At 68.1% G+C, this 14,322-nt stretch carries 11 protein-coding genes and 3 tRNA genes; 11 read left to right on the top strand and 3 right to left on the bottom strand.

The genetic code is table 11. From position 1 onward, the window contains the following. Nucleotides 1–330: 330 nt before the first annotated feature. The gene (gene fdxA / locus P8934_RS15590; protein WP_278031848.1) at nucleotides 331–654 is read right to left on the bottom strand and encodes a ferredoxin FdxA; all 324 of its coding nucleotides are present in this window, start codon (nucleotides 652–654) and stop codon (nucleotides 331–333) included. Nucleotides 655–817: 163 nt separating this feature from the next. After that, the gene (mutS, locus tag P8934_RS15585; RefSeq protein WP_278031847.1) at nucleotides 818–3,406 is read right to left on the bottom strand and encodes a DNA mismatch repair protein MutS; all 2,589 of its coding nucleotides are present in this window, start codon (nucleotides 3,404–3,406) and stop codon (nucleotides 818–820) included. 144 nt (nucleotides 3,407–3,550) lie between these two features. On the opposite strand from mutS, the gene P8934_RS15580 reads away from it, so the two are divergent. The 9 genes from P8934_RS15580 to P8934_RS15540 all read left to right on the top strand — a co-directional run bounded on the left by P8934_RS15580 (nucleotide 3,551) and on the right by P8934_RS15540 (nucleotide 10,820). Further along, nucleotides 3,551–4,063 (top strand): CinA family protein, encoded by a 513-nt coding sequence (locus P8934_RS15580; RefSeq protein WP_278031846.1) that lies wholly within the window; start codon nucleotides 3,551–3,553, stop codon nucleotides 4,061–4,063. A 177-nt stretch (nucleotides 4,064–4,240) separates the two neighbouring features. Further along, nucleotides 4,241–5,308 (top strand): recombinase RecA, encoded by a 1,068-nt coding sequence (gene recA / locus P8934_RS15575; RefSeq protein ID WP_133635705.1) that lies wholly within the window; start codon nucleotides 4,241–4,243, stop codon nucleotides 5,306–5,308. 3 nt (nucleotides 5,309–5,311) lie between these two features. Continuing rightward, on the top strand, nucleotides 5,312–5,800 hold the full coding sequence (locus P8934_RS15570) for a regulatory protein RecX (protein WP_278031845.1): 489 nt from the start codon (nucleotides 5,312–5,314) through the stop codon (nucleotides 5,798–5,800). A gap of 210 nt (nucleotides 5,801–6,010) precedes the next feature. After that, entirely contained in the window at nucleotides 6,011–8,620 is a 2,610-nt protein-coding gene (alaS, locus tag P8934_RS15565) for an alanine--tRNA ligase (protein WP_278031844.1), read from the top strand. A gap of 105 nt (nucleotides 8,621–8,725) precedes the next feature. Beyond that, nucleotides 8,726–9,976, top strand: coding sequence for an aspartate kinase (locus tag P8934_RS15560; RefSeq protein ID WP_106230498.1), 1,251 nt, complete (start codon nucleotides 8,726–8,728; stop codon nucleotides 9,974–9,976). Between the two features lie 199 nt (nucleotides 9,977–10,175). Continuing rightward, complete coding sequence (gene csrA / locus P8934_RS15555) at nucleotides 10,176–10,370, top strand: carbon storage regulator CsrA (RefSeq protein WP_089712664.1); 195 nt, start codon at nucleotides 10,176–10,178, stop codon at nucleotides 10,368–10,370. Nucleotides 10,371–10,482: 112 nt separating this feature from the next. Continuing rightward, a tRNA-Ser gene (locus tag P8934_RS15550) sits at nucleotides 10,483–10,575 on the top strand. 21 nt (nucleotides 10,576–10,596) lie between these two features. Beyond that, nucleotides 10,597–10,673: transfer RNA gene (locus P8934_RS15545), tRNA-Arg, on the top strand. Nucleotides 10,674–10,743: 70 nt separating this feature from the next. Continuing rightward, a tRNA-Arg gene (locus P8934_RS15540) sits at nucleotides 10,744–10,820 on the top strand. 188 nt (nucleotides 10,821–11,008) lie between these two features. Here the strand turns inward: P8934_RS15540 and P8934_RS15535 are convergent. Further along, nucleotides 11,009–11,995 (bottom strand): tRNA-dihydrouridine synthase family protein, encoded by a 987-nt coding sequence (locus P8934_RS15535; protein WP_278031843.1) that lies wholly within the window; start codon nucleotides 11,993–11,995, stop codon nucleotides 11,009–11,011. 171 nt (nucleotides 11,996–12,166) lie between these two features. On the opposite strand from P8934_RS15535, the gene P8934_RS15530 reads away from it, so the two are divergent. Both P8934_RS15530 and oadA read left to right on the top strand, forming a co-directional pair. Continuing rightward, nucleotides 12,167–12,418, top strand: a complete 252-nt coding sequence (locus tag P8934_RS15530) for an OadG family transporter subunit (RefSeq protein ID WP_133635709.1) — start codon at nucleotides 12,167–12,169, stop codon at nucleotides 12,416–12,418. 51 nt (nucleotides 12,419–12,469) lie between these two features. Further along, nucleotides 12,470–14,314, top strand: a complete 1,845-nt coding sequence (gene oadA, locus P8934_RS15525; protein ID WP_278031842.1) for a sodium-extruding oxaloacetate decarboxylase subunit alpha — start codon at nucleotides 12,470–12,472, stop codon at nucleotides 14,312–14,314. The last annotated feature ends 8 nt before the right edge of the window (nucleotides 14,315–14,322 follow it).

Raw genomic sequence — 14,322 nt, 5'->3', positions numbered from 1 at the left:
GGATGACCGTGGTCGACGCGTCACGGGCGGGGTTGTGCTGCAATGCGTCTATGCCACACTGCACTCGGGATGTGGGAGAGCGGGGATGCTCTTCCGGCAGGATGCAACGGGATGCGACAAGTGATGCGCCCGGTGCGGCAGGAGGCCGTTCCCGGGCAGGGAAGGCATCACGGGAGTCGGGCGGAGGGAGCCGCTCGAGGATCGGCTGGGAGCGGGCGGCCTGCGGGCCGCCTTTTTTGCCGAGTGTTCTCCATCTTCGCTCAGGGCAGAGACGACGACGCCGGATGTCGCAAGACATCCGGCGTCGTCGTGTCCGGCCGCGTCAGCGGCTCAGCGCTCGAGCAGCTCCAGCTTGCCCGACTTGCCGTCCCACTCCTCGGCATCCTCCGGCGGATCCTTCTTCTCGCTGATGTTTGGCCACACCTCGGCCAGCTCGGCGTTGATCTCGATGAACTCCTCCTGGCCATCCGGCAGCTCATCCTCCGAGAAGATTGCCTCGGCGGGACACTCCGGCTCGCACAGGGCGCAGTCGATGCACTCGTCGGGGTGGATCACCAGGAAGTTGGGGCCCTCGTAGAAGCAATCCACCGGGCAGACCTCGACACAGTCGGTGTACTTGCACTTGATGCAGTTCTCGGTGACGACGAATGTCATGCCAGTCTCCCATTCTCTGGCCGTGGCAGGGCGCGGCCGGTAGTCGATGATGCTAAATGAGTTATAAGAAAAAAAATTCTTATAATTTCCAGAATTTGATCGAGCCATTCTAGTCGCGGCGAGGGTGGCCCCGCAAGCCAGGCTCGGCGCCATTGTCGGCCATTCACAGGGCCTCCTTCCAGCGGTAGAGCAGCTCCAGGGCCTGGCGGGGGGACAGCGCGTCGGGGTCCAGGCTGCCCAGCTGCTCGACCAGCGGGTGGGGCGTGCTGGCGAAGAGGTCGGCCTGGCGTGGCGCCGCCGGCCGCTCTCCCTCGCGCGTCGTGTCGGCCGGCAAGCGGCTGCCCTGGTCGATCTCCTGCTGCTCCAGGGTTGCGAGCTTCTCCCGGGCGCGGGCGATCACCCCCTGGGGGACACCGGCGAGCTGGGCCACCTGCAGGCCGTAGCTCTGGCTGGCCGGGCCGTCCTCCACCCGGTGCATGAAGACGATCCCGTCGCGGTGCTCCGCGGCCGTCAGGTGCACGTTGGCCACCCCCTCGGCCTGCTCGGCCAGCGCCGTCATCTCGAAGTAGTGGGTGGCGAACAGCGTGAAGGCGCGGGTGCGGGTCAGGTGCTCGGCGCTGGCCCAGGCCAGCGATAGGCCATCGAAGGTGCTGGTGCCGCGACCGATCTCGTCCATCAGCACCAGGCTGTGGTCGGTGGCGTTGTGCAGGATGCTGGCGGTCTCGGTCATTTCCACCATGAAGGTGGAGCGCCCGCCGGCCAGGTCGTCCGAGGAGCCGATGCGGGTGAAGATGCGGTCCACCGGGCCGATGGCGGCCGCATCCGCCGGCACGAAGCTGCCGGTGTGGGCGAGCAGGGTGATCAGCGCGGCCTGTCGCATGTAGGTGGACTTGCCGCCCATGTTGGGGCCGGTGATTACCAGCATGCGGCGCGCGTCGTCCAGCACCAGGTCGTTGGGCACGAAGGGCGTCTCGGTGACCTGTTCGACCACCGGGTGGCGGCCGCCGCGGATGTCGATGCCCGGCGACTCGGGCAGTGACGGGCGCACGAATTCCAGGGCCCGGGCGCGCTCGGCGAAGGCGCACAGCACGTCGAGGGCCGCCAGTGCCCGCCCGGTGCCCTGCAGCGCGGCGAGCTCGGCGTTCAAGGTGTCGAGCAGGCCGTCGTAGAGCAGCTTTTCCCGGGCCAGCGCCCGGGACTTTGCCGAGAGGGCCTTGTCCTCGAACTCCTTGAGCTCGGGGATGATGAAGCGCTCGGCGTTCTTCAGGGTCTGGCGGCGCACGTAGTCCACCGGGGCGTCCCGGGCCTGGGCGCGGGGGATCTCGATGTAGTAGCCGTGGACCCGGTTGTAGCCCACCTTGAGGCCGGGCAGGCCGGTGCGCTCGCGCTCCCGGGTCTCCAGGCGGATCAGGTAGTCGCCGGCATGCTCGGCGAGGCCTCGGTGCTCGTCGAGCTCGGCGTCGAAGCCCTCGGCGATCACGCCGCCGTCGCGGATCACCACCGGTGGGTTCTCCACCAGGGCGCGGGTCAGGGTGTCGGCCAGCGCCGGGAAGGGATGGATATGGTGGCGAAGCTCGTCCAGCGTGCTGCCCTCGCCGTAGGCCTCGAGGGAGGCCTGGAGGTCGGGCAGGGCGACCAGGGCGTCGCGCAGGCGGGCCAGGTCGCGCGGTCGTGCGCTGTAGAGGGCCACGCGGGCCAGGATCCGCTCCACGTCGCCGATCGCCTTGAGCGACTCGCGCAGCGCCGCGAAGCCCTCGTCGTCGAGGAGCAGCGCCACCGCCGCCTGGCGGCCGCCGACCTGGGCGCGGTCGCGCAGCGGGCGGTTGAGCCAGCGCTTGAGCAGCCGCGAGCCCATGGCCGTGGCGGTGGTGTCGAGTACGCTGGCCAGGGTGTTATCGGCGCTGCCGCCGAGGTTCACGTCGATCTCCAGGTTGCGACGGCTGGCGGCATCGATCACCACGGCGTCGTCGCGGCTCTCCACACCGATGGCGGTGACGTGGGGCAGGGCCGTGCGCTGGGTGTCCCGGGCATAGTCGACCAGCACCCCGGCGGCGGTGATCGCGGCCTCAAGATGGGCGCAGCCGAAGCCGCGCAGGTCCTGGACCTGGAACTGGTCGCAGAGGGTGCGGGTCGCGCTCTCGAGGTCGAACAGCCAGTCGCTCTGGCGACGCAGGCCGCGACGCCCCTCCAGCGCGGCCGGTAGTGCCAGGCTTTCGGCGACCAGCAGCTCGGCGGGGTCGAGGCGCTGGAGTTCGGCGAGCATCTCGCCCTCGCCCTCGACCTCCAGCACGTTGAAGCGGCCGCTGGAGAGCTCCAGCCAGGCCAGCCCCCAGCGCTCGCCGAGCGGGGCCACGGCGACCAGCAGGTTGTCGCGGCGGGCATCCAGCAGCGCCTCGTCGTAGAGGGTGCCGGGGGTGACGATGCGCACCACGCGGCGCTCCACCGGTCCCTTGCTGGTGGCCGGGTCACCGATCTGCTCGCAGATCGCCACCGACTCGCCGGCCGCCACCAGGCGGGCCAGGTACCCCTCGGCGCTGTGGTAGGGGACCCCGGCCATGGGAATCGGCTGGCCCGCGGACTGGCCGCGCTGGGTCAGGGTGATGTCGAGCAGGGCGGCGGCACGCCGGGCATCGTCGAAGAACAGCTCGTAGAAGTCACCCATGCGATAGAAGAGCAGCACGTCGGGGTGCTCGCGCTTGATCTTCAGGTACTGGCTCATCATGGGGGTATGCTGGGCGCTGGCCTGTGACATCGGGTTCCTGCTCTGGCGGTTGACGGATGGCTGGCGTCGAATGCGCCATGCATGTCGCTGGCAAAGCCGTTATTGTACGGAAAAGTCATCGCTCACGCGCGGCCGACGTCGCCTCGGCCGCTGCGAATGCCCAGGAGTCATGCCATGTCCCCCCGCGCCTCCCGCCTGGCCGACCTCGACCTCGTGGCCCTCGCCGAGCGGCTGGGCGAACGGTGCCGCGAGAAGGGCATCACGGTCACCGCGGCCGAGTCCTGCACCGGGGGCGGGGTGGCCAGCGCCATCACCGCCGTGGCCGGCAGTTCGGACTGGTTCGAGACCGGCTACGTGACCTATGCCAATGGCGCCAAGACCCGGCTGCTGGGCGTGCCGGAGGCGCTGCTCGAGGCGCAAGGGGCGGTCAGCCGCGCCGTCGTCGAGGCGATGGTGGCAGGCGCCTGCCGCGACAGCGGCGCCGGGCTCGGCGTGGCGATCAGCGGGGTGGCCGGCCCCGGCGGGGGCAGTCCCGACAAGCCGGTGGGCACCGTCTGGCTGGCCTGGGGCGATGCCGAACGGGCCGAGGCGGCGTGCCACCATTTCGCCGGCGACCGGGCGGCCGTGCGTGAGCAGGCCGTGCGCGAGGCGCTGCTCGGCCTGGTGCGGCGCCTGGAGCAGCCTTGAGCGCCTGTAGACACCAAGGGGCGCCGGGTCAGCCCCGAGCCGCGCAGGCTATCTGTAATCGTCCTGCGACAATAGCCCTTCCAGCAGCGAATCGGCACTGGCCGCGCAGGCGATTTTTCGCCATACTACTGTGCAGTCATACAGTATTTCAGAGACCCCAGATTCAGGAGGCCCGTGATGGCTCAGGATGACAACCGTTCCAAGGCGCTGGACGCCGCCCTTTCCCAGATCGACCGCCAGTTCGGCAAGGGCACCGTGATGCGCCTGGGCGACGCCCCGCGCGTGGTGATGCCCTCGGTCTCCACCGGCTCGCTGGGCCTGGACATCGCCCTGGGGATCGGCGGCCTGCCATTGGGCCGGGTGGTCGAGATCTTCGGCCCCGAATCCTCGGGCAAGACCACCCTGACCCTGTCGGTGATCGCCCAGGCCCAGAAGCAGGGCAAGACCTGCGCCTTCATCGATGCCGAGCACGCCCTGGACCCGAGCTATGCCGAGAAGCTCGGGGTCAATCTCGACGACCTGCTGGTCTCCCAGCCGGATACCGGCGAGCAGGCCCTCGAGATCTGCGACATGCTGGTGCGCTCCGGCGGCGTCGACGTGATCATCATCGACTCGGTGGCGGCGCTGACCCCGCGGGCCGAGATCGAGGGCGAGATGGGCGACTCCCACGTCGGCCTGCAGGCGCGCCTGATGTCCCAGGCCCTGCGCAAGATCACCGGCAACATCAAGAACGCCAACTGCATGGTGGTCTTCATCAACCAGATCCGCATGAAGATCGGCGTGATGTTCGGCAGCCCCGAGACCACCACCGGCGGCAATGCGCTCAAGTTCTACTCCAGCGTGCGCCTGGACATCCGCCGCACCGGCTCGGTCAAGCAGGGTGACGAGGTCACCGGCAACGAGACCCGGGTCAAGGTGGTCAAGAACAAGGTCGCCCCGCCGTTCCGCCAGGCGGAGTTCCAGATCCTCTACGGCAAGGGGATCTACCATGCCGGGGAGGTGGTCGACCTGGGCGTGCAGTGCAAGCTGATCGACAAGGCGGGGGCCTGGTACAGCTACCAGGGCAACAAGATCGGCCAGGGCAAGGCCAACGCCGCCCAGTTCCTCGAGGACAACCCGGCGGTGATGGAGGAGATCGAGAGCCAGATCCGCGCCCAGCTGCTCGCGCCGGTGGAGCCCAGGAAGGAGGAGGCCGTCGACGAGGCGGTCACCGCCGAGGCCGGCCGCGACGACGACCCGTCATAAGCCATGCTGGGGCAGCCCTCCGGCGACGAGTCGTCGCCTCGTGACGATGCCATCCGCCTGCTGGCCCGGCGAGAGCACTCTCGCCGGGAGCTTGCCGAGCGCCTGGCGGCCAAGGGGCATGCGCCCGAGGCGATCGCCGAGTGCCTCGACGACCTGGTCGAGCAGGGGTTGCAGTCTGACGACCGCTTCGCCGAGAGCTTCCTGCGCTCACGCATCCTGCGGGGCCAGGGGCCGCTGAAGATCCGTGTCGAGCTCGAGCGACGCGGCCTCGATGGAGAGGCGATCCGTCACGCCTTCGCCGAGAGCGAGCAGGCCGGCGAGGGCGACTGGTTCGCCCTGGCCAGCGAGGCGCTCGCGCGGCGCTTCACCAGACCCGGCGAGTCGCCTCGCGAGCGCGCCCGCCGCGAGCGTTTCCTGGCCGGCCGCGGCTTCGACTTCGACCAGGTGCGCCACGCCCTGGAACACGCCTGGGATTCGGCACCGGATCAGTAGTCGTCCAGGCCTGCCCCCGCATCACCCCTGAGTGGTGCGGGCACCGACGCCCCTTCAGTCCCTTGACAACTGCGCTATAATGGCTCCCTTTGCGAACGCCCCGGGTGGCATCCCGCGGCACCACGAGGCGCCTGGAGACTGCGCGTCGTGCTGCCCGCCTCGAGCCAGCGTCGCCCGCCGGGTCACCCCGTTCATCGCCACGGATACCCCATGAAAAGCGCAGACATCAGACAGGCCTTTCTGAGTTACTTCGAGGCGCACGGCCATACCGTCGTGCCCTCCAGCTCACTGGTTCCCGGCAACGACCCGACCCTGCTGTTCACCAATGCCGGCATGGTGCCGTTCAAGGACGTCTTCCTGGGTCGCGACCCTCGCCCCTACGTGCGCGCGGCCTCGTCCCAGCGCTGCGTGCGCGCCGGCGGCAAGCACAACGACCTCGACAACGTCGGCTATACCGCACGCCACCACACCTTCTTCGAGATGCTGGGCAACTTCAGCTTCGGCGACTACTTCAAGCGCGAAGCCATCCGCTTCGCCTGGGAATTCCTCACCGAGACTCTGGGCCTGCCGAAGGAGAAGCTGTGGGTCACTGTGCACGTCAGCGACGACGAGGCCGAGCGCATCTGGAAGGAGGAGATGGGCATCGACCCCGAGCGCTTCTCCAAGCTCGACGAGGACAACTTCTGGCAGATGGGCGACACCGGTCCCTGCGGGCCGAGTTCCGAGATCTTCTATGACCACGGTCCCGAGGTGTGGGGCGGCCCGCCCGGCAGCCCCGAGGAGGACGGCGACCGCTATATCGAGATCTGGAACCTGGTGTTCATGCAGTTCGACCGCGACGCGGCCGGCACCCTGCATCCGCTGCCCAAGCCCTCCATCGATACCGGCATGGGGCTGGAGCGCATCGCCGCGGTGATGCAGGGCGTGCACTCCAACTACGAGATCGACCTCTTCCAGAACCTGCTGGAGGCGGCAGCGCGCCATACCGGCCATGCCGATACCCGCGCGCCCTCGCTGCGGGTGATTGCCGACCATATTCGCTCCTGCGCCTTCCTCGTCGCCGACGGTGTGCTGCCCTCCAACGAGGGGCGCGGCTATGTGCTGCGCCGGATCATCCGTCGCGCCATCCGCCACGGCCACAAGCTCGGCGCCCAGGGCAACTTCTTCCACAAGCTGGTGGGTGCGCTGGACGTGGAGATGGGCGACGCCTTTCCGGAACTTCGCGAGGCGCGCCACCAGATCGAGCGCGTCCTTCTCAAGGAGGAGGAGCAGTTCGCCCGCACCCTGGAGCACGGCATGGGCCTGCTCGAGGAGGCCCTGGCCAGCCTCGACGGGGAGGTGCTGCCCGGCGAGACGGTGTTCAAGCTCTATGATACCTACGGCTTCCCCTATGACCTGACCGCCGATGTCTGCCGGGAGCGCGGCGTCACCCTCGACGAGGTCGGCTTCGAGCGCGCGCTGGAGGCCCAGCGCGAGCGCGCCCGGGCGGCGAGCCAGTTCGGTGCCGACTACGGCGCCGCCCTGGAGCTGGAAGGCGAGACCGACTTCACCGGCCATGAGCGCCTCGAGGACCGCGCCACCGTCACCGCCCTGGTCGATCGGGAGGGCAACCCCCTGGCACGGCTCGAGCCGGAGCAGCGTGGCGTGGTGGTGCTCGATCGCACCCCCTTCTACGGCGAGTCCGGCGGCCAGGTGGGGGATACCGGCTACCTGGAGCTGGAGGGCGGCCGCTTCCTGGTCACCGACACCCAGAAGCAGGGCGGCCACCATCTGCACCACGGCGTGCTGCTCGAGGGGTCGCTCGCGGTGGGTGCCACGGTTCACCCGCGGGTCGACGCCAGCCTGCGCGCGGCCACGGTGCGCAATCACTCCGCGACCCACCTGATGCACAAGGCGCTGCGCCTGGTGCTCGGCGACCACGTGGCGCAGAAGGGCTCGCTGGTCACCCCCGAGCGGCTGCGTTTCGACTTCAGCCACTTCGAGCCGGTGACACCGGAGCAGCTCTCCGAGGTGGAGCGCCTGGTCAACGAGCAGATACTCGCCAATGCACCGACCCGCACCGAGCAGATGACCCTCGATGAGGCCAAGGCCAAGGGCGCCGCGGCGCTCTTCGAGGCCAAGTATGCCGACAGCGTGCGGGTGCTGACCATCGGCGCCGATGACTTCTCCATCGAGCTGTGCGGCGGCACCCACGTGGCGCGCAGCGGTGACATCGGCTGCTTCCATATCGTCAGCGAGGCCGGCATCGCCTCGGGCGTGCGCCGCATCGAGGCGATCACCGGCGAGGGGGCGCTGGCCTGGTTCCGCGAGCAGGAGGCGCGCCTGAATCGCATCGGCGAGCGCCTCAAGGCCAAGCCGGAGCAGGCCGAGGAGCGCGTCGAGTCGCTGCTCGAACGCAACCGCACCCTGGAGAAGGAGCTCGAGCGCCTCAAGGCCAAGCTGGCCAGCGCCGCCGGCAACGACATGGTCGACGAGGCCCGCGAGGTCAAGGGCGTCAAGGTGCTGGCCAGGCGCCTCGAGGGCGTGGCCGGCAAGGAGCTGCGCGGCATGCTCGACCAGCTCAAGAACAAGCTCGGCTCCGGCATCGTGGTGCTGGGCGTGGCTGACGCCGAGGCCGGCAAGGTCAGCCTGATCGCCGGCGTCACCGACGACCTGACCGGCCGGGTCAAGGCCGGCGAGCTGGTCAACCACGTGGCGGCCCAGGTCGGTGGCAAGGGCGGCGGCCGGCCCGACATGGCCCAGGCCGGCGGCAGCGATGTCACGGCACTGCCCGGGGCGCTGGACAGCGTGCCGGCCTGGGTCGAGGAGCGGCTCCAGTAAGGGCTAGCAGGGCCGGCGGCAGCGATGCCCCGGCCCTCGTCATCTTCACTCACCTTTCACTCATCCGAGCGCGATTCGCACTCGACGCACGAGGGAAATCGGCATATGGCACTATACGTACAGAAATTCGGCGGCACCTCGGTGGGCTCCGTGGAGCGCATCAAGGCCGTGGCCGAGAAGGTCAAGGGCTTTCGCGACAACGGCCACCAGGTCGTCGTCGTGGTCTCCGCCATGAGCGGCGAGACCAATCGCCTGATCGGCATGGCCAACGAGATCAATGACGAGCCGACGCCGCGCGAGATGGACATGCTGGTCTCCACCGGCGAGCAGGTGACCATCTCGCTGCTGGCCATGGCCCTCCACAAGATCGGCGTGCCGGCCACCTCCTACACCGGCTCCCAGGTGGGCATCCAGACCGACAGTGCCCACACCAAGGCGCGCATCCAGCGCATCGAGACCGATGAGCTGCAGGCCGACCTGGACGACGGTCAGGTGGTGGTGGTCGCCGGTTTCCAGGGCGTCGACGAGGAGGGCAACATCACCACCCTCGGCCGCGGCGGCTCCGATACCACCGGCGTGGCGCTGGCGGCGGCGCTGAAGGCCGACGAGTGCCAGATCTATACCGACGTCGACGGTGTCTACACCACCGACCCGCGGGTCTGCTCCAGGGCCCAGCGCCTCGACACCATCACCGTCGAGGAGATGCTGGAGCTGGCGAGCCTGGGCTCCAAGGTGCTGCAGATTCGCGCCGTCGAATTCGCCGGCAAGTACAATGTTCCGCTGCGCGTGCTGTCCAGCTTCGAGGATGGCCCCGGCACCCTGATCGTTGCAGACTCCGACCAAGACGAGGATTCCATGGAAGAACCGCTGATCTCAGGCATCGCCTTCACCGCCAACGAAGCCAAGCTGACCCTGCTCAACACCCCCGATGTGCCGGGTGTCGCCTCGCGGATCCTGGGGCCGATCGCCGATGCCAACATCGAGGTCGACATGATCGTCCAGAACGTGGCGCCGGCCGGTGACTACACCGACTTCACCTTCACGGTGGCCAAGGGCGACTACAAGCAGACCATGAAGATCCTCCAGGAGCAGGTCATTCCCGACCTGGGCGGCGGCGAACTGCGCGGGGACGACAATATCGCGAAGGTCTCGCTGGTCGGGGTGGGCATGCGCTCCCATGCCGGGGTGGCGTCGAAGTTCTTCCGCGTGCTGGCCGACGAGAACATCAACATCCGCATGGTCTCGACCTCCGAGATCAAGATCTCCGTGGTGATCGACGAGAAGCACATGGAGCTGGCAGTCAAGGCGCTGCACAAGGCCTTCGGCCTCGACAAGAGCGATATCGAGGCCGAATAGGGCTCCCTTCGGGCGACGACACCTTCTACGCTTGTAGGGAAGGCCGCGACACCCGTGCCACAGGGCTTCCTTTCAACGTGGTGCGGGCGTCTCATGGGTCGGCGCCATTGGTCAGGGACGACGACTTGTCGCACAATGTAATTTCGTCGTCCCTGCCGGCGAGCATCCCGTAGCCAGAAGTCTGAGAAGGAGATCAGTCATGCTCATCCTGACCCGCCGCGTCGGCGAAACCCTGATGATCGGTGACGACATCACCGTGACCGTCCTTGGCGTCAAGGGCAATCAGGTTCGCATCGGCGTCAACGCCCCCAAGGATGTCGCCGTGCATCGCGAGGAGATCTACCAGCGCATCCAGCGCGAGAAGGCCGATTCCGGCCTCGAGAGCGATGACTAGCACCCGGCCGGTGCTCGAGCCGGGAGCGCCATCGCGGGGTCATGGTGAAAAATCGCCCGGGTCGCTGGACAATGGCCTTCTAAAACGGTAGGATACGCACCGTGCCGATGAGGGAGAGGTGGCCGAGTGGCTGAAGGCGCTCCCCTGCTAAGGGAGTAAGGGGTTTATAGCCTCTTCGAGGGTTCGAATCCCTCCCTCTCCGCCATTGTCGTCACGCGAAGGTCAAGCGCCCGTAGCTCAGCTGGATAGAGTACCTGACTACGAATCAGGTGGTCGGAGGTTCGAATCCTCCCGGGCGCGCCACCTTCACACTGGATATGGTCGGCGGTATCCCCTCCGCTTTATCCCTGCAACGACTCGCTTGTTGCCTTACGCGCCCGTAGCTCAGCTGGATAGAGTACCTGACTACGAATCAGGTGGTCGGAGGTTCGAATCCTCCCGGGCGCGCCAGATCTCGACCCGCCCTCCATGAGAGGGCGGGTCTTCTGCTTTCCGGGCCCGCTGTGCCCGATGTTCTGTGTTCTGCTAGCCGGGTCGGCGCTTCTCGCGTGCCGACCCTGCGATCGTTTGAGGCGCCGTCGTGATGCGACGTGCGCCTCTTTTTTTGTGGGCGCCTGGCGCCTTGTCGTGACTCGCCGTCAGGCGGGCTCTGCGCGGTGGTCGGCGCGAACGGGGAAAGGGGGGCGGTTAGCGGTCGCAGGAGGGTCGAGGCCCGCCAGCAGGGCGTCGAGCTCGCGCAGGCGCTTCACGGCCTGGAAGCGGCGGGCCGCCTCGTGGTCGCGCTGGCGCATATGGTTGAGCCACTGCTTGATCAGGGCAGTGACGACACGCGTCGGAAGTGTGCTACGCTGCAATGCAGCAAAGTCGGCGAGGATCCGTGCCCGAGTCTCCCAGGGCGTGTCGGGTAATCGTTCTCCCGTCGCCTGCCAGTGGCGGATGCGCGCCGCCAGCCAGGGGTCGGCCAGGGCGCCGCGACCGAGCATCACGTCGCGACACCCGGAGAGGGTGCGGGCCTTCCAGTAGTCCTCCAGGGTCCAGATGTCGCCGTTGGCGACCACCGGGATGGAGAGGCGCTGGTGGATGCGGCCGATCCACTCCCAGTGGGCCGGCGGGCGGTAGCCCTCGTCGCGTGTCCGGCCATGGACCACGAGCCGCCGGGCGCCGGCCTCCTGGGTGGCCAGGGCGCAGGCCAGGGCCAGGCGTCGATCGGAGAAGCCCAGGCGGATCTTGGCCGTCACCGGGATCTCGTCGCCCACCGCCCGGGATACCGCCGACACGGCGGCGTGAACCCGTCGCGGGTCACGCAGCAGCGAGGCGCCGCCGTCGTGGCGATTGACGAGCTTGGCCGGACAGCCGAAATTGAGATCCAGGCCGGTAGCGCCGAGACGCAGGGCCTGGCGGGCGTTGGCCGCGAGGGCCTCGGGGTCGGAGCCCAGCAGTTGCAGCTGCACGGGGACGCCGCTCGGCGTGGTGACGCCGGGGTGCGCTAGTTCCGGGCAGTGCCGGTGGAAGACGCGGGGCGGCAGGCGGGCGTTCACCACGCGCACGAACTCGGTCACCACCCAGTCGAAACCGGGCGTGCGGGTCAGCAGGTCGCGGGTCACCGCATCGATGACCCCTTCCATGGGCGCTAGGCCGATCCGCCCGTTATGTAGTAAATTAACAACGCTGACTTCCACCATGACGCCATTGCAATCTGTCGGGGATGTGGCAGGTTATAGCATCCTAAAAAATGCGCAAGCCGAGTTTTCTCGTGAGATCGAGGCCAACTCCGCGCAAGAAACAGGAGAATTCGCATGCAGGACACGCAGCTGCTCAACGAGGGGCTTGCCCTGATGGGCCTCGGCATGGGGTTTGTCTTTGTTTTTCTTACCGTGCTGGTGATCGTCACCACCCTGATGTCCAAGGCCATCGGCCGCTTCTTTCCCGAGCCGCCCGCCCCTGTCGCGACCGGCAACCGCCGCCCGCCGGCGCCTCGCCAGGACGATGACGTGATGGTCGCCATCACCGCCGCGGTACACCGCTATCGCCGCCGCCACCGCCGCTGAGGCGGCCGCTCCCCCCTTTCCCCTTCCATCCATAACGACAAGGTCACGACCATGACTGACAAGACACGCCCGCTTGGCATCACCGATGTCGTCCTGCGCGATGCCCACCAGTCGCTGTTCGCCACCCGCATGCGCCTCGATGACATGCTGCCCATCGCCGAGAAGCTCGACCGCGTCGGCTTCTGGTCGCTGGAGTCCTGGGGCGGGGCCACCTTCGACGCCTGTATCCGCTACCTCGGCGAGGATCCGTGGGAGCGGATACGGGCGTTGAAGGCCGCCATGCCCAACACCCCCCAGCAGATGCTGCTGCGCGGCCAGAACCTGCTCGGCTACCGTCACTACGCCGATGACGTGGTGGACAAGTTCGTCGAGCGAGCCAGGACCAATGGTGTCGACGTCTTCCGCGTCTTCGATGCCATGAACGACCCGCGCAACCTGGAGCGTGCCATCCAGGCCGTCCGCAAGGTCGAGGGCCACGCCCAGGGCACGCTCTCCTATACCGTGAGCCCGGTGCACACCCTGGACGGTTGGGTCGAGCTCGGCAAGACCATCGCCGCCATGGGCGCCGACTCCCTGGCGATCAAGGACATGGCCGGCCTGCTCAAGCCCTACGACGCCTATGAGCTGGTCACCAAGCTCAAGAAAGCGGTGGATATTCCCATCCACATGCAGTGCCACGCCACCACCGGCATGTCCACCGCCACCGCCCTCAAGGCCGCCGAGGCGGGCATCGACAACGTCGATACCGCCATCTCCTCGATGTCCATGACCTATGGCCACAGCCCCACCGAGTCGGTGGTGGCCATCCTCCAGGGTACCGAGCGCGACACCGGCCTCGACCTCGAACTGCTCGAGGAGATCGCCGCCTACTTCCGCGAGGTGCGCAAGAAGTACGCCGCCTTCGAGGGCTCGCTGAAGGGCATCGACTCGCGCATCCTGATTGCCCAGGTGCCGGGCGGCATGCTCACCAACATGGAAGGCCAGCTCAAGGAGCAGGGTGCCGGCGACAAGCTCGACGACGTGCTCAAGGAGATCCCGCGGGTCCGCGAGGACCTGGGCTTCATCCCGCTGGTCACCCCGACCTCGCAGATCGTCGGTACCCAGGCGGTGATGAACGTGATGATGGGCGAGCGCTACAAGTCGATCTCCAAGGAGGTCCAGGCGCTGCTCAAGGGCGAGTACGGCGCGGCCCCGGCGCCGTTCAACAAGCAGCTGCAGGCGCGCGTGCTGGAGGGGGGGGAGCCGATCACCTGCCGTCCGGCCGACCGGCTCGACCCGGAGATGGAGCGGCTGACCGCCGAGCTCAAGGAGAAGGCCAAGGCCGAGGGCATCCGCCTGGCCGAGGGCGAGCGCGAGATCGACGACGTGCTCACCTATGCGCTCTTCCCGCAGATCGGCCTGAAGTTCCTCAAGAACCGCGACAACCCCGAGGCCTTCGAGCCGGCGCCCCAGGCCCCCGGGAAGGAGGCGCCCGACGCCAGCCTGCCGGTCTCGTCGCAGAAGGGCGGGGCCGAGGCCAAGGCGCCGGCGACCCAGGGCGCGGCCCCGGCCGGCCCCGAGACCTATACCGTCAAGGTCAACGGCAAGCAGTACGTGGTCGAGGTCGCCGAGGGTGGCGAGGTCGGTGCCGTCCAGGAGCAGGCCGCGGCCGCCCAACCCGCCGAGAGTGCCCCCGCCGCCCCCAGCGGCGAGGCGATCACCGCGCCGCTGGCCGGCAACATCTTCAAGGTCAACGTGCGCCCCGGTGACGCGGTCGAGGAGGGCGATGTGGTGATCATCCTCGAGGCCATGAAGATGGAGACCGAGGTGCGCGCCACCGGTGCCGGCACCGTCTCCTCCGTCAATGTCAGCGAGGGCGACAGCGTCGCCGTCGGCGATGTCCTGATCGAGCTCTGAGGAAGGTA

The sequence above is a fragment of the Halomonas sp. CKK8 genome (assembly GCF_029625235.1).
GTDB classification, from domain to species: Bacteria; Pseudomonadota; Gammaproteobacteria; order Pseudomonadales; family Halomonadaceae; genus Halomonas; species Halomonas ventosae.
The sequence above is the reverse complement of the archived record's forward strand: the minus strand, read 5'-3'. Positions and strand labels throughout refer to the sequence as shown.